Below are 14,868 nucleotides of genomic sequence, written 5' to 3' on the forward strand. Positions count from 1 at the left end.
ATGGGCAAGGTAAAAAAGGGAATCGCAGCACTCCTCGTGGGAGCGGCAGGACTGTTCGGCGTGCATCAGGCACTCCCCTCGGCGGAGGGCGGACGTGAGCACGTCGTTCCGGAAACGGCGATGATCGACCTCACGGAGCAGCTCGGCAGCTATGCGCGCGAGCGACATCCGGGCTTTCTGCTCGTCGGCAACGGACCTGTGGGGCTGCTGGAGGTGACGAAGGACAACTCCGAGGAGAATGTCGCACGTCTCGTGCGTGCGCTCGACGGCATTCTGATGGAGTCCCGCTTCTATGACGGCTATGAGGAGAACGGCGACACGCCGGAGCGCAACGACGGCGATCTGGATGAATATCTCACCGCGATGCTCCGCAAGCCACTCATGGCAGGCAAGGCAGTCTTTACCCTCGACTATGTGAAGGGCAAGAGAATTCATGAGGTAGAGGAGCTCGGTGCGGAGCAGGGTTATGTCGCCGAGGCGGGCGACCGCCTGCTCGATGTGATTCCAAGGCGTCTGCCGATGAACGAGAACGCGGACGATGTTACGCAGCTGAAACAGGTGAAAAACTTCCTCTTCCTGCTGAACCCCGAGCACTTCCATACGCGCGACGCCTATATCAACGCCCTTGCAGCAACGAACTACGACCTCCTCGTCGTCGATCTCTACTACGGCGACCGTCCGCTGACCCCGGCAGAGACTGCGCGACTGAAGGTAAAGGCGAACGGCGGCAAGCGTCTTCTGCTCTCCTACATGAGCGTTGGGGAGGCGGCGGACTACCGTCCCTACTGGAAGGAAGAGTGGAACACAGAGCGTCCGCACTGGCTCGCCGAGCCGAATCCTGAGTGGCCGGGCAGCTACAAGGCTCGCTACTGGTCGAAGGAGTGGTGCGATATCCTCTATGGCAGCCCCGATGCCCATCTGGACATGATTATGGCAGCGGGCTTTGACGGTGCCTTCCTCGACGTGATGGATGCGTGGCAGTATTTCAAAGAAAACAAATAAACAAGTGACTTCCTCCGTCTGGGAGGAAGTCTTGTTTTTTACACCATAGTGGTGTAAAATGTAAGAGAGGAGGGGGGTCATTGGAGCATAAAACTTATCCTGTGATGGATAAATACAAGCCTAGGGAATCGCTGATAAAATGAAGTCCGTCAGATTGGCGTAGATTTTTTCGTCCGAACAAGGAGGAAAACCGGACGCATAGCTAAAGCTATGTGGAGGATTTTCCGACGAAGTGCGGGCAAAAAAGATGCGCTAAGATGGCGGTGCTGAATTTATCAGTGCTTCCCTAGTTATGATCTTAGGAAGATTCAGCAAACTGGGTATTTTATTACGAGAACAGCGCTCATGTCAGCGGCAGAATTGGGATTTGATGCGGATGGGATTCATGAAGTAATCGCCTCCATGGAGCAATCGCATTTCTATAAGTCCATGACCTCGAAGTATAACCACAAGGTTTGGCAGGATGTTTATCATGTGCCTTTTGGTGAATATTTACTGTACATCAAGTTTACGGCAAACGATATTGTGTCGGACTTTTGGCTGCTGTCGTTTAAGGAAAAATGAAATGGAGTGAATTGCGATGAATCAAGATGATATGATGATTGACCCAGAGACGGGGGAAGAACTGCATCGTGATATTCGCCCGATGACATTCACGTACCAAGGGGAGAGCGTTACGGTGGATATGCCGGGGTGGTACTCAGCGGATGGGACACGGAGTGTGCACTCGCATGAGGATACAAAGGTGTCTGACCGTGCTCTGCACGTGATGAAGGCACGCGTGGAGGGGCTTCCTCTCCCGACGGAGATTCGATCCATTCGGAAGAAATTCGCACTGACGCAGGAGGAGGCAGGGACGATCCTCGGCGGCGGGGCACGGGCATTCCAGAAATATGAGTCCGGTGACATCCTGCCGAGCCGCACGATGGCAAACCTCCTGCTCCTCCTGCAGGAATATCCGCAGGGGCTTGAGACGCTGCGGGCACACCGCAGGGAACGCGAGAAGGTCAGCTGAATCAAAGAACGACACAAAAAGAGAAAACACAGCGATGATGCTGTATTTTCTCTTTTTGTATGCTTATTTATCCGAATGCCTTGGCGAGATGTGCGAAACCCGTTTGGAGGGTACTGCGTGGGCAGGCAAGGTTCATGCGCTGGAAGCCGCTGCCGCCCGCACCGAAGATCGGGCCGTCGTCAAGCCAGAGGTTCGCCTCATGGATGACCTTCTCGTTGAGTTCCTTGTCCGAGAGACCGTAGGCGGAGAAGTCCATCCAGATCAGGTAGGTTCCCTCAGGCTCGATGAGCTTTACCTTCGGCAGATGCGCAGCGAGGTATTCCTTCGTAAAGGCGTAGTTCTCCTCGATGTAGGCGAGCAGTTCCTTCAGCCACGGAGCGCCGTGTTCGTATGCTGCTTTTGCGCCTGCGAGCCCGAGCGTGTTCGGCTCATCGTAGCCGGTACGGCTCAGTTCTTCCTTGAAGCGGCGGCGCAGGGATTCGTTACTGATGAAGATATTGGAAATCTGCAGTCCCGCAAGGTTGAACGTCTTGCTCGGGGAAGTGCAGGTAACGGTGATGGCGGCGGCGTCCGCGGAGAGAGAGGCAAAGGGAATGTGGCGGAAGCCGGGGCGCACGAACTCTTCGTGAATTTCGTCCGCGACGACAATGACGTGACGGCGCAGGCAGATGGCAGCGAGCTGCTCGAGCTCCGTGCGCGTCCATACACGCCCGACGGGGTTGTGCGGGCTGCAGAGGATGAACAGCTTTACCTTATGGTCGATGATCTTCTGCTCGAAATCCGCGAAGTCGATGCTGTAGCGTCCGTCAGCGAACTGCAGGGGGCTGTCGATGAGCGTGCGCCCGTTCTGGCGGATCATGCTCGCAAAGGGGTAGTAGACGGGCTGCTGAATGATGACGGCCTCATTCGGTGCGGTATAGGCGCGGATGGCAGTGGCGACGGCAAAGACGACGCCGGGCGTGATGACGAGCTCGCCGCGCTGCACCGTCCACGCGTGATGCGTACGGAACCAGTCGCGCAGGACGTTGAAGTAGTCGTCCTTGATCTGCGTATAGCCAAAGATGCCGTGCGCCGTGCGCGCCGCCAGGGCGTCAATGACGGGTACGGGCGCGCGAAAGTCCATATCCGCGACCCAGAACGGGAGGACATCCTTGGGGTAGCCGCGCTCAACAGCAAAGTCGTATTTCAGACAGGACGTGCCGCGGCGGTCGATGATTTCGTCAAAATTGATGGACATAATGTTTTTTCCTTCCTCTTTGGGGCAGACAGGGGAACGGTGTGGGGAGGACAGTGCCGTCCAAAACCAAACCCTGCTGCTACGCCCGTGCTGCCTTCTCCAGTGCCTGCGCCAGATCTTCCTTCAGATCCTCCACGTCCTCCAGGCCGACGGAGAGACGCAGGAGGCGGTCGTCGAGCCCTGTGCGCGCGATGAGTTCGCGGGGCATCTCTGCGTGTGTCTGCACGAGTGGGTAGGTCAGGAGACTCTCGACGCCGCCGAGACTCTCGGCAAACGCGATCAGGCGCAGATGTGCGAGGACGTTCTGCGCGATGGCGGAGGTCTTGACCTTGAACGAAATCATGCCGCCATAGCCCGTGCTCTGACTCTCATGCAGGGCGCGTCCGGGATGGTCTGCGAGCCCCGGGTAGTAGACCTCCGTGACCTCGGAGCGGGTGAGCAGCCACGCTGCGATGGCACGCGCATTCTCCGCATGGCGTTCGACGCGCACGCCGAGTGTCTTGAGGCTGCGCAGCATGAGCCATGAATCCATGGGGGAGAGATTCGGACCCTCGGACTTCACGAGCAGCTCAATCCGCTGTGCGAGGTCGGAGTCCGCGTCCCTCACTGCGAGTGTGCCGCAGATCACGTCGTTGTGCCCGCAGAGGTACTTGGTCGCGCTCTCGACGACGATGTCTGCACCGAGCGCAAGCGGCTTCTGTGCGTGCGGTGAGAGGAATGTATTGTCCGCGACGAGGAGTGCGCCGTGCTCATGAGCGACAGCGGCGAGTGCGCGGATGTCCGTGATGAACATCATCGGGTTGGAGGGCGTCTCAATGAAGATCATTTTCGTCGTATCACGCATCTTGGCCTCGACCAGCGACGTATCGCGCATATCGATGTACTCGAAGCCGATGCCGTAACGGCTGTAGATGTCGTTCGCGAGACGCACCGTTCCGCCGTAGAGATCCTCAGGCAGGAGTACGTGGTCCCCAGGGGCGCAGAGGGCAAAGACGAGATTGATCGCCGCCATGCCCGAGGAGAGTGCCCATGCGCGTTCGCCGCCCTCGAGGAGGGCAATCGCCTTCTCAAAGTCGCTGCGGGTCGGATTCGCAACGCGGCTGTAGTCGTAGCCCGTGCTCTGACGGAATGCGGGATGGCGAAACGTCGCCGAGAGATAGACGGGCGTGGTGAGTGCGCCCGTCGCGTCGAACTCGTGACAGCCATGCACCTCAGCAGTGTAATCCTTCATTGTATTTCCTCCCATAGTTCCCTGTATCGTTTATGTCCTGCGCAGACGGGGCATGGACAGTCACGCCCAGCCCGCTGCATCGCAGAACCGTTTTGGTCGTTTCATTATAAACATCGCCAGGATACTTTGTCAATCAAAAAATATATAAAACATACTTGACAACTATGATACTTGCGTGTAAGATAGCAGCATCGAACAGGAAAACATATATGCAAACATAGTTATGGAGGAAATACAATGGCACAGTCAAAAAAGGAACTCGTCCTCAGCGCAATGGACCGCAGGGAAGTGGAGCGCGTCCCATCGGGATTCTGGTTCCACTTTCTCGCGGATGAGATCCACGCCGATGCCTATGCCGACCCTCGTCTTGAACAGACGCTTTTGGATGGGGAACTGCGTTACATTGACGGCTTTCAGCCGGACTTCGTAAAGATCATGACGGATGGGTTCTTCTCCTATCCGAACCCCGCCGTGCAGACTGCACGTACGGCAAAGGAACTGGCAAAGGTGCAGCCGCTGCCCGATGACCACCCCTTCTTTACGCGGCAGATCGCCTATGCGAAGGAGATCACGAAGCGGTACGGGAACGAGGTCGCAACATTCTACAATCTTTTCTGTGCGGGCACAACGGTGAAGTTCATGCAGCCCGGGACGCTTGCCGAGGATGAGGCATTCCTCGCACAGCTCGTCCGCGAGGACGCCGCAGCGGTACGCGCGGCGTTCGATGTGATCTCCGCCGATCTCGCGAAGCTGGCACGCCGCATCATCGCCGAGGCGGGCGTGACGGGCATCTACTTCAGCCTGCAGAACCTCATTGGCGAGGGCGCGAGCCGCGCGGTCTACGAGGAGGTATTCGCCCCCGGGGAAAAGGAGATTCTGCGCGCGGCAAACGCCGAGAGCAGCTACAACATCCTCCATATCTGCGGCTATGCGGGACACCGCAACGCGCTGGACTGGTATCGTGACTACGATGCCAAGACGATCAACTGGGCATCGGTCGTCGAGGGGGTTCCCCTCGAGGAGGGACAGAAGATCTTCCCGCAGCACGCACTGCTCGGCGGCTTCGGCAATCTCGCATCCGATGTGCTCTATCGCGGCACGCAGGCGGAGATCACGGCGGAGACGCACCGCATCCTCGATGCGGCAGGGCGCACAGGAATTCTGCTGGGGGCGGACTGCACCGTGCCGCGCGACATTGACTGGAAGCATTTTGACTGGGTACGCGACGCGGCAGGACCGCAATAAAAGGAGAGCATGACATGAATCTGAAGAAAATCACGAAGGCGGCACTCGCGGGGCTTCTCGCCGCAGCACTTGCGGCAGGGCTGGCGGGCTGCGGAAAGAGCGGCGCGGACAGCGCGAAGTCGGCAGACGGGAAGAAGATCGTCACCGTTGCCCATACGAATTACTATGTTCCCTACGACTATGTGAACGAGCAGGGCGAATCCGACGGCTTCGAAGTTGCCGTCATGAAGGAAGTGGCGAAGAAGCTGCCGCAGTATGAGTTCAAGTTCGTCCCGACCTCGGACGATGATCTCCTGATCGGCGTTGAGTCCGGGAAGTACACCGTCGGCACCAAAGGGATCTGGATCACGGATGCGCGCAGGAAGAAGTATGTGTTTCCGAAGAACAACATCGGTGCGAGCGTGATCGGCCTTGCGATCCGCAAGGATACGGCAGACAAAATCAAAGATCTGGAGACCTTTGCCCAGTTCAGCGGAAAGATTGTTCCGATCGCTCCGCAGGATGCGCGCTATATGGTCATCGACGAGTACAACAAGGAGAATCCTGACAACCAGATCAAGCTGACGTCCTCGGAGGCATTCCAGGTGGCGGATGCGTACAGCTGGGTGCTCGAGGGGCGCTATGACGGCTACCTCGATGTCGAACTGAGCTACAAGAACAACATCGCGAAGGAAGACGCTCCGTATCATCAGTTCAACGACAAGATGGCATACGTCCGCTACAAGGGCATCCCGACCTATCCGATCTTCAATAAGAAAGAGCAGGCGTTTGCGGACGACTACGACAAGGCGATTGAGGAACTGCGCGCCGAGGGGAAAATCGCAGAGCTCGAGCAGAAGTACTTCGGTGAGAGCCTTTCCGACTACCTGAAGTAAAGCAATGAGGAGGACGGCATACGATGGAAACACGTGTCTTTGACTTCGGGCTGATCGTTCAGTTTCTGCCCGAGCTCCTCTCCTATCTTGACGTCACACTGCTCGTTGCCGGCCTCAGCATCGTCATCGGCTCCCTGCTCGGCGGACTGCTGGCATGGGCGAATCTCAGCGGCAGCCGCGTGCTGCGCGCGTGTTCACTCGCCTACGTGTATGTGATGCGCTGTACGCCGTCCATCGTTCTGCTGTTCATCGTCTTCTACGGTGCACCGAAGCTCGTCTTTGCGCTCTTTGACTATGATATGAATGCGATGCACCGCGCCGTCTTTGCCGTCGTCACCTTTACCCTGCTGTTTGGCGCATACATTTCGGAGGTGTTCCGCGCTGCCTATACGGCGGTTCCACGCGGGCAGTACGAGGCGGCGGTGAGTGCGGGGCTCTCCCCGTGGCAGGCATTCTGCCATGTCATACTCGGACAGGCGGCGCTCATCGCCCTGCCGAATTTCGGCAACTCGACCATCAACCTCCTGAAAGAGGCGTCGCTCGCCTATACCATCGGGCTGATCGACCTCATTGGGCGCGGCAATCTCATCATCGCGCAGAACTACGGCGCGTATGGCGTTGAGGTCTATCTCTCTGCCATGCTGATCTACTGGGTGCTCGTCCTGCTCATCGAGCAGGGCTTCGCGTGGGCAGAGCATCGTCTCGACAAAGGCACGGGGCTGCGCGCTCCGTCTGCGTCCAAAACACTGGGGAATGGGCTGAAAGGAGGGGACACCGTTGGAACTGGATCTTGACTTTATGCAGGAAACCTTCCTGCTCGTCTGGCAGGGAGCGGGCGTGACCCTCGCACTCACAGCGCTCTCGCTCGTTCTCGCAGCGCCCATTGCCTTCTGCTTTGCCGTCCTGCGCGTGCGCGGACATCGTGTGGGCGGGACGATCGCACGCCTTTATGTCTCCTTTGTGCGCGGCACGCCGCTCGTCCTCCAGATCCTTCTCCTCTACAGCCTTCTGCCGAGCCTGCTGAATCTGCTCGTCAAGGCAGCGGGGAGCAGCTTCAACGTATTCGAGGCGGTCGATCCATTCTGGTATGCCGTCTTTATCTTTACGCTCAACACCGTCGCTCTCCTCACGGAGGCATTTCGCTCGGCACTGCTCGCCATCCCCAAGGGGCAGCTCGAAGCGGGAGCCGTGTGCGGGCTGAGCGAGGCAGAGACCTACCTGCACGTGATTCTCCCGCAGGCGCTTGTTGTGGCACTGCCGAGCATCGCGAACATCACGGTCAATCTCATCAAGGGGACGTCACTCGCCTTCCTCATGACAGTCAAGGACATCATGGCGGTCGGCAAGGTCGCCGCGTCCTATGGCTATAACTACATTGAGGCATATCTCGACGTATTCATCGTCTATCTCATCCTCTGCACGATCGTCCAGCTGCTCTTTGCGGCGGCGGAGCGGCGTGTCGGAGCGTTCCGCTAGGAGGTGCAGTATGTTATTCGGAGTACAGAACGTACGCAAGAGTTTCGCAGAGACCGAGGTGCTCAAGGATGTGAGCCTCAGCGTGGACAAGGGGGATGTGGTTGTCATCCTCGGGCCGAGCGGCTCGGGCAAGACAACATTCCTGCGCTGTCTCAACTTCCTTGAGCGTGCCGATGGCGGGACGATGGACTTCCATGGGACGCAGCTTTCCCTCGTGGATGCCTCCAAGAGCGAGATTGCCGCTGTGCGGAAAAAGACGGGCTTCGTCTTTCAGAACTACAACCTCTTCGCGAATAAGACCGCCCTCGAGAATGTGACCCTCGGGCTCACCGTCGGGCGCGGCATGGCGGCGACAGAGGCAAAGGAGATCGGCATGGATGCTCTGCGGCGTGTGGGGATAGCGGAGCGTGCCGACTACTACCCCGCACAGCTCTCGGGCGGACAGCAGCAGCGCGTCGGCATCGCCCGCGCCGTTGCCGCAAAGCCCGATGTGATCCTCTTTGACGAACCAACCTCCGCACTGGACCCCGAGCTCGTCGGCGAGGTGCTCTCCGTGATGAAGCAGCTCGCCGAGGAGGGCACGACGATGATCGTCGTGACGCATGAGATGAAGTTTGCACAGGATGTTGCGACCCACGTCGTCTTTATGTCGGACGGCGTGATCGTCGAGGAGGGGAGCGCAAAGTCGATCTTCACCACACCGCGCGAGGAGCGCACGCGCCGTTTCCTCCGCCGCATCCTGCCCGAGGAGTATGAGCCGGCAGCGCTGATATAGGAAAAAGCAGTCAGCAAGATGGATGTCTTGTTGACTGCTTTTCTCGTGTTTTTTCGCAGCAGCAAACGTACTGCTGATCGGCGGTTTCTTATGACTCAATCGCGAAGAAGTCCGCGGGAACAGGGGCGAGGATGCCGACAAAGATAAAGTCCTCTGTGCCCGTATTCTTCATGCCGTGGCACATCCCCTTCGCTGAGACAATGACGTCGCCCACTGCGATGGGGCGTTCCTCTCCGGGCGCAGGATAAAAGACACCTTCTCCTTGGATGCAGATCCATATATCGTCCGCTTTCGCGTGCCCGTGCGGCTTGATCTCCTGCCCGGGCTTCAGCACCCAGACGACGCCGCTCGTCGATGCTGTCCCGTAGATCGGTGTGCGCGTTGCCGTATCACCCGATGCCATGATGTCGGAGAGACGATAGCGGCGCGTCTCAAAATCATTTGTTACCTCTGTGGTCATAAAAATTCTCCTCTCGTATATGCGATAACACATGCACATCTGACGCGGCTGGGTGTATCAATCGTCGAAATAATCGTCGTCATACCCCTCGCCGTAGTCGTGCCAGTCATTGTGGAGGATGTCCTCATCCTCGTCATACTGCCCGCCGTACGGGGCGCTGCCGCCGTATGTATCGGCGTAGGCATCGTCGTCCAGTGTGTCCCTCTGACCCTCTGAGGAAATATCCTCCTCGTCCTCTTCGTATTCGCGGCGGTACGGCAGTTCGTTGTCATAGGCATTGTCCGTCGGTGCCGTCTCGCGCGGCGTGGATGGGATACTGACATGGGGCAGAGATGGGGTGAGGATGCCGAAGAGTTTTTCGGCGAGATATGCGCCAAAGACGGCAAGCAGGATTTTCTGCCGCCATGACAGCGGCTTTTGCGATTGACGCGGTACGGCGTTTTTCGGTGCGTCAGGCATCTTTCTTCACCTTCTTCCATCGCGCATTCGCGCGTGCAGAATGGAGCATAGAGGCGAAATTGTCCGCGAGCTCTTTCTCCATGGCGGCGGTGTCGTACTTGTCTCCCTGATGATGGAGCTTGTTGACTAGCGTCCCATTCCAGTCGTCGCTCCACAGCGTGAAGAAGGTCAGCTCAATCGACTTCGTCCGATCCGTCTCCGCCTTCGGCAGGTAGTAGAATGTAATATCCCGGCCGTGGAGTGCGGACGGCACGGCGCCGTGTCCCTTCGGGGCGTAGAGATGGTGAATCTCGCGGAGCGCATAGACCATCTCCTCGGGCCTCGTATCCTCGTCGGCAAAGATAAAATCTCCGCCCCTGAAGAGAGACACTTCGTCATTCGTTCCTGCCGGGCGTTTCACTTTGCTGTCCCTCAGCGCCGCTGCCTCCTCCGTTGTCGCTGCATACAGTCCGTGCTGCGCAGCGACTTCTCCGATGCGTGGATTCAGATGAATGGCGTACGCTGCGGCATAGGCGTGGTCGGCATTCGCGTCGCGCTGTGCAAACGGCTGCGGAACGGGGAGTGTGCAGTCGCGGACATAGGCCGTGCAGGAAAAGGTGAAGTCATTCGCCTCGTCATACAGCACGTATGTGTTCCGCTGCATGGGGGCGGGCTTCTCTGTCTCCGCCGACTGCAGAACGATGTGCGGTCCGTAGTCGGCGAACTCCTCTTCCAGCATCGCGATGACATCATCCGGCGTATAGGGCGCGCCGTGCTCCGTCGTTACGAGGAACGAACAGCCTGAGAGGAGGGATGTGCACGCCGTCAGCAAAGCGGCGAGCATGCGGGAGAGTCTATGTGCCATGGGCAAGCTCCTGTTGCTGTGTGAGTTGCTGTAATCGTTTGAGAGTATTATAACATAGATGATGCCATCTGGGGAGCTCTCAGTTTTGGAAGACACTTGTCAGGATCTATTTTCTACGGTACAATTAATTGATCAGAGATTTCTCTATATAAGGGAGCGATTGGTTATGCCGTCACGTGAAGAAATATTTGTGGAATACTTATGGGGGCAAGGGGTATTCCAAGAACAGGATATCGTGGGTAAAAACTGCCTCACTATCGGAGAGATTTACTCCGACGGAGCTGCTTACGCCATGAAACTCAAGGATCGGCTCATGCACGCGGGGGCGGCACAATGCGATCATGTTGTTTTGTTTAACCCTGGCATCTCAGATTCGTACTGTGATCTCACGGATGTGAAAGAAGCCGTTGGTTCATTGAGCTACGATCTAATTATCGTCCTCAGCGGGATGGAAACGACGCGGGATATTCGTGAGGGCGTTCGACAGCTGCAGGAGATCTGTCATGTGGGCGGGAAAATCCTCGTGACGGCACGAACCCCACATGATGTCTCCTCTCGGGTGAGTTTGAATGCGTATGAGGATATATGGCGTTATGAAGCAGATTCACTGGCGGGGCTGTTTGACCGCTGTGCTGTTGAAATGAGCGCTGTCGATGAGGCATATGGCATCGTCTGTGCGCTTTTGACGCGCGTGGAGCAGGCAGCAGCGTCGAAGAGCTTCTTATTTCATACGAGGGAAGGCAAGCGCATCGAAGTCGGAGACAATGTGCCGCAGGGGTATTTCAACGCATCCTCGGTTTTGGATGCCATCGGGATCAAATATCGTACGGATAAATGCAGTATGATGCATAACTATCTGGATAAGTATGCATTTTTTTTGGAGAAATTCCGTACCCAACCGATTCGCCTTCTTGAACTCGGGGTATTCAACGGCTCCAGTGTACGGATGTGGCAGGAGTATTTCCCGCGTGCAGAGATCTTTGGGGTAGATATTGAGGCATCGTGCAGACAGTATGAGGATGAACGCATCCACATTATCCAGGCAGATCTTTCGGATGCCGCTCAGGTATCAATGCTGAGAGAGATTCATCCCCGGATCATCGTCGATGATGCGTCTCATATCGTGAGCCACCAGCTGCTGGCGCTCTTTACCCTATTTGATGTATTGCCGCGCGGCGGTGTCTACATACTGGAGGATCTCGAAACATCGCTGAATCCGGAACTGTTTGAGGATACGTACCGTGACTGCCCATTGGATGCCTATGAGGTGTGTGCGCGGATCGCACGTATTGCGGCACGTAAAGTGCCGGATGATGACAGCATCTATGCGGATCATGTCAATCGGATCGGCATGGAGACGGAACTCGTTTCGATCACAAAGGGCAGTGTGATCTTGATCAAACGCTGATTTCGTCATTGAAATATAAAAACGGTTCTGTTTGGAAAGATAATCTTTCCGAACAGAACTGTTTTTTGATGTGCAGCTTCTCTGATCAGTAACAGCCGCAGCCGCGTGCACGTGACGCACGGCTGTTGTTGCAGTACGCGCCGCCGTCATAGCAGTTGGCACGGTCACCGCAGTATGCGCTGCTGTTGTTCCCGCCGTAGCAGTACGACTGGTTCTCGCGCTCCGGGAGGGTGCACGTATCGCCGTCGCAGACGTAAGCAAGAGCCTGTGCGCCCGTGGCGAGGATCATTCCCGCCATCAGTCCCATCAGTACCTTTTTCATTGACGTTCCTCCTCTCCATTCCTGTGTAGTATAACATACATGTCAAGAGGCAATTTGCTGTTATATAAATGATAAATATGGATAAATTGATATATGAAGGTAATACACCATATACTCGTTTATTTTTTGCGGTGAGAGGAAAAAGGAATAGAACGTAATCCATCTATAAAATCTGCATTTTAATTGAGAAAGAATATATATATAAATTATAGAGTTTATATCCACTAGAAATTATGAACGAAATTCATAATTAAAATTTATGATTATGTAAAATATCTATTGATTTTTGCACAGTGTTGCGCTATGATATAAGTGAATCGAGAAAAAACATATTCACATAAAGGAATACAGTATGAAGAATGAAACAGCAGTAATATATTCCTCGCGCACGGGGAATACGAAGCGGGTGGCGGAGCATCTGGCGGAGGCACTTGGCGCGTCCTGCCACAGCGTCGCGGATGCCTCTGCCGTGTCGGAGGAGGCAACGCTCTGCATCGGTACGTGGATTGACCGCGGGACAGCAGACGCGGCGGCGCGAAAGTACATCGAGGGGCTGCGCGGGCGCCGCATCTTTCTCTTCGGCACGCTCGGCGCGGAGCCGGACTCGGAGCACGCAGCGAAGTGCATCGCGAACATCCGCGCACTCTGTGACGCGTCGAATGAGATCCTCGGTGCGATTCTCGTGCAGGGGGCAGTCGATCCGATGCTGATCGAGATGTTCAAGAGTATGCCGAAGGATAATGTGCACGCCTATACGGAGGAGAGTGCGGTGCGCTATGCAGCGGCGGCGCGTCACCCCGATGCGGCGGATTTTGCCCGCGTGATTGCGGCGGCAAGGGAGGTATTGGCATGAGTATACTGCAGGAGAAAATCGATGCACTTCCCATCGAGGAACGTGCGTGGCTGCTTGGAACGAAGTCGAAGAACCCACTCGGCTGTGCCTTCGCCAAGAAGCGGGTGGTACACCCCGGTGCAGGCGGCAAGCGCATGGTGATGGACAAGGAGGAGCAGACACGTATCTGGGCGGATCTGATGGCACAGACGCCGAATCCTGCCGACGAGCGAGCGGTTTACATCCATATTCCGTTCTGTGACAAAAAATGCAGCTACTGCGGTTTTTTTCAGAACTTCACGCGGGAAGAAGCGGCACATCACTACGTCGATGTACTCCTCGATGAGCTGGATGCGGCGGCGGATACGCCCTACGTGCAGGGCGCACCCTTTCAGGCGGTGTTCTTCGGCGGCGGTACGCCGACGGCGCTGAGCGATGCGGATATCGCGCGCCTCGTACAGGCGGTGCGTGCACGTCTGCCGCTCACGAGTGACTGCGAGATCACACTTGAGGGGCGTATCCACGATCTCACGGAGAGCAAGGTTGAGGCGGCAATGAACGCGGGCATCAACCGCTTTTCCCTCGGCGTGCAGTCCTTTGACACACGCGTCCGCCAGGCGATAGGGCGCATTGACGACGGCGAAACGGTCATCGCGACACTGCGCCGCATGGTGGAGCAGCAGGGCGCTGTCGTCATCGCCGACCTCATCTACGGGCTGCCCTACCAGTCGATGGAGGTCTGGGAAAACGATGTGCGCACGCAGTTCGAGATCGGCATCGCGGGCGGCGACCTCTATCAGCTCAATGTGTTCCCGTCGAGCGAACTGGCACGGCGCGTCGCATCGGGCGATCTGCCGATGCTGCCGACGACGGAGGAGCAGGCGGAGTATTTCCGGCGCGGCATTGACATCGTTATGGAGTACCCGATGGTGCGCCGCATCGACACAACCCACTGGGCGACGGATCACCGTGAGCGCAGCATCTATAATACGCTCGCCAAACGCGGCTGTGACGTCCTCGCCTTCGGCTCGGGCGCGGGCGGCTTCATCGGTCAGATGATGTGGCGCAATCACGGTGCACTCGCGCCGTATGAGAAGCTGGTCGAGGAGGGGACGAAACCTTTTCAGTTTATGGGCGAGCAGGCAGATGCACACCGCATGCAGAGCGAGATCGGTGACCAGATCGAGCACGGCTGGTTCTATGCGCCGTTTTTCATGAAAAAATATGGCGTTGATCTCCTCAAAGAAATGGAGCCGCTTCTCGCTGCATGGGCGGAGAACGGACTGGTCACACGCATGGAGACGGGATTCCGCCTGACGCGTGCGGGTGAGTTCTGGCATGACAATCTCATTCAAGGATTCCTCGAGGCGTATGCCCTCACACAGGAGGACACAGTAAAACTTCGCAAGGAAAATGTTGCTCTGCAGGACATAATTCCAAAATCCGTGCGCTCCATGCTCGAGGCGATGTTCCCTGATGGGATGCCCCCGCAGATGGCGGCGGCACTCGCAGGAAAACCGTCGCCGGAGACGGAGAACCATCCGCACATGCAGATGCTGAAGGAGCTCATCCGAAAAGAGCGTGAAAAGGAACGCGACGCGGAGGCAGATCATGACCTCAATACGGTCATGCGCACCCAGTCGCGCGATCTCGGGAAAGCAGTATAGAGGCAAAGCCCCGCCGACCG

At 56.9% G+C, this 14,868-nt stretch carries 17 protein-coding genes; 11 read left to right on the top strand and 6 right to left on the bottom strand.

Annotation, left to right across the window (positions count from 1 at the left end):
* The 3 genes from ADJ74_RS05850 (at position 1) to ADJ74_RS05860 (ending at position 2,017) form a co-directional block, all read left to right on the top strand.
* Positions 1 to 1,002 (top strand): endo alpha-1,4 polygalactosaminidase, encoded by a 1,002-nt coding sequence (locus ADJ74_RS05850; protein WP_050342641.1) that lies wholly within the window; start codon positions 1 to 3, stop codon positions 1,000 to 1,002.
* A 345-nt stretch (positions 1,003 to 1,347) separates the two neighbouring features.
* Positions 1,348 to 1,566, top strand: a complete 219-nt coding sequence (locus tag ADJ74_RS05855) for a type II toxin-antitoxin system MqsR family toxin (RefSeq protein WP_253271675.1) — start codon at positions 1,348 to 1,350, stop codon at positions 1,564 to 1,566.
* A gap of 16 nt (positions 1,567 to 1,582) precedes the next feature.
* Entirely contained in the window at positions 1,583 to 2,017 is a 435-nt protein-coding gene (locus ADJ74_RS05860; RefSeq protein WP_050342645.1) for a type II toxin-antitoxin system MqsA family antitoxin, read from the top strand.
* A 67-nt stretch (positions 2,018 to 2,084) separates the two neighbouring features.
* On the opposite strand, the gene ADJ74_RS05865 is transcribed toward ADJ74_RS05860, so the two are convergent.
* Together ADJ74_RS05865 and ADJ74_RS05870 are read right to left on the bottom strand one after the other, a co-directional pair.
* Positions 2,085 to 3,254 (bottom strand): MalY/PatB family protein, encoded by a 1,170-nt coding sequence (locus ADJ74_RS05865; RefSeq protein ID WP_050342646.1) that lies wholly within the window; start codon positions 3,252 to 3,254, stop codon positions 2,085 to 2,087.
* A 79-nt stretch (positions 3,255 to 3,333) separates the two neighbouring features.
* Positions 3,334 to 4,485 (bottom strand): PLP-dependent aspartate aminotransferase family protein, encoded by a 1,152-nt coding sequence (locus ADJ74_RS05870; protein WP_050342648.1) that lies wholly within the window; start codon positions 4,483 to 4,485, stop codon positions 3,334 to 3,336.
* A 237-nt stretch (positions 4,486 to 4,722) separates the two neighbouring features.
* Here ADJ74_RS05870 and ADJ74_RS05875 point away from each other — a divergent pair, with 237 nt between their 5' ends.
* The 5 genes from ADJ74_RS05875 to ADJ74_RS05895 are packed head-to-tail and all read left to right on the top strand — an operon-like array spanning position 4,723 to position 8,856.
* Complete coding sequence (locus ADJ74_RS05875) at positions 4,723 to 5,730, top strand: uroporphyrinogen decarboxylase family protein (protein ID WP_050342649.1); 1,008 nt, start codon at positions 4,723 to 4,725, stop codon at positions 5,728 to 5,730.
* Between the two features lie 14 nt (positions 5,731 to 5,744).
* Entirely contained in the window at positions 5,745 to 6,605 is an 861-nt protein-coding gene (locus ADJ74_RS05880) for a transporter substrate-binding domain-containing protein (RefSeq protein WP_050342650.1), read from the top strand.
* 23 nt (positions 6,606 to 6,628) lie between these two features.
* Positions 6,629 to 7,399, top strand: a complete 771-nt coding sequence (locus ADJ74_RS05885; protein WP_050342651.1) for an amino acid ABC transporter permease — start codon at positions 6,629 to 6,631, stop codon at positions 7,397 to 7,399.
* A complete protein-coding gene (locus ADJ74_RS05890) occupies positions 7,383 to 8,081 on the top strand; it encodes an amino acid ABC transporter permease (protein WP_050342653.1) in 699 nt (232 codons plus the stop codon). Before ADJ74_RS05885 ends, ADJ74_RS05890 begins: the two co-directional genes overlap by 17 nt.
* Positions 8,082 to 8,091: 10 nt before the next feature.
* Positions 8,092 to 8,856: an amino acid ABC transporter ATP-binding protein gene (locus tag ADJ74_RS05895; RefSeq protein ID WP_050342657.1), complete on the top strand. Its 765-nt coding sequence runs from the start codon at positions 8,092 to 8,094 to the stop codon at positions 8,854 to 8,856.
* Positions 8,857 to 8,944: 88 nt separating this feature from the next.
* Here the strand turns inward: ADJ74_RS05895 and ADJ74_RS05900 are convergent, their stop codons facing one another.
* The 3 genes from ADJ74_RS05900 to ADJ74_RS05910 are packed head-to-tail and all read right to left on the bottom strand — an operon-like array spanning position 8,945 to position 10,619.
* A complete protein-coding gene (locus ADJ74_RS05900; protein WP_050342658.1) occupies positions 8,945 to 9,316 on the bottom strand; it encodes a cupin domain-containing protein in 372 nt (123 codons plus the stop codon).
* A 57-nt stretch (positions 9,317 to 9,373) separates the two neighbouring features.
* Complete coding sequence (locus ADJ74_RS05905) at positions 9,374 to 9,775, bottom strand: hypothetical protein (RefSeq protein ID WP_050342660.1); 402 nt, start codon at positions 9,773 to 9,775, stop codon at positions 9,374 to 9,376.
* On the bottom strand, positions 9,768 to 10,619 hold the full coding sequence (locus ADJ74_RS05910) for a hypothetical protein (RefSeq protein ID WP_253271676.1): 852 nt from the start codon (positions 10,617 to 10,619) through the stop codon (positions 9,768 to 9,770). The genes ADJ74_RS05905 and ADJ74_RS05910 overlap by 8 nt, the downstream gene beginning before the upstream one ends.
* Positions 10,620 to 10,785: 166 nt before the next feature.
* Here ADJ74_RS05910 and ADJ74_RS05915 point away from each other — a divergent pair, with 166 nt between their 5' ends.
* Positions 10,786 to 12,027 (top strand): methyltransferase, encoded by a 1,242-nt coding sequence (locus tag ADJ74_RS05915; protein WP_050342662.1) that lies wholly within the window; start codon positions 10,786 to 10,788, stop codon positions 12,025 to 12,027.
* An 85-nt stretch (positions 12,028 to 12,112) separates the two neighbouring features.
* Here the strand turns inward: ADJ74_RS05915 and ADJ74_RS05920 are convergent, their stop codons facing one another.
* Positions 12,113 to 12,349: a hypothetical protein gene (locus ADJ74_RS05920; protein WP_050342665.1), complete on the bottom strand. Its 237-nt coding sequence runs from the start codon at positions 12,347 to 12,349 to the stop codon at positions 12,113 to 12,115.
* Positions 12,350 to 12,701: 352 nt separating this feature from the next.
* Here ADJ74_RS05920 and ADJ74_RS05925 point away from each other — a divergent pair, with 352 nt between their 5' ends.
* Together ADJ74_RS05925 and hutW are read left to right on the top strand one after the other, a co-directional pair.
* Positions 12,702 to 13,202: a flavodoxin family protein gene (locus tag ADJ74_RS05925; RefSeq protein WP_009753084.1), complete on the top strand. Its 501-nt coding sequence runs from the start codon at positions 12,702 to 12,704 to the stop codon at positions 13,200 to 13,202.
* The gene (hutW, locus tag ADJ74_RS05930; protein ID WP_050342666.1) at positions 13,199 to 14,848 is read left to right on the top strand and encodes a heme anaerobic degradation radical SAM methyltransferase ChuW/HutW; all 1,650 of its coding nucleotides are present in this window, start codon (positions 13,199 to 13,201) and stop codon (positions 14,846 to 14,848) included. The genes ADJ74_RS05925 and hutW overlap by 4 nt, the downstream gene beginning before the upstream one ends.
* Positions 14,849 to 14,868: the final 20 nt, after the last annotated feature.

This window comes from Selenomonas sp. oral taxon 478, assembly GCF_001189555.1.
Taxonomy (GTDB): domain Bacteria; phylum Bacillota; class Negativicutes; order Selenomonadales; family Selenomonadaceae; genus Centipeda; species Centipeda felix.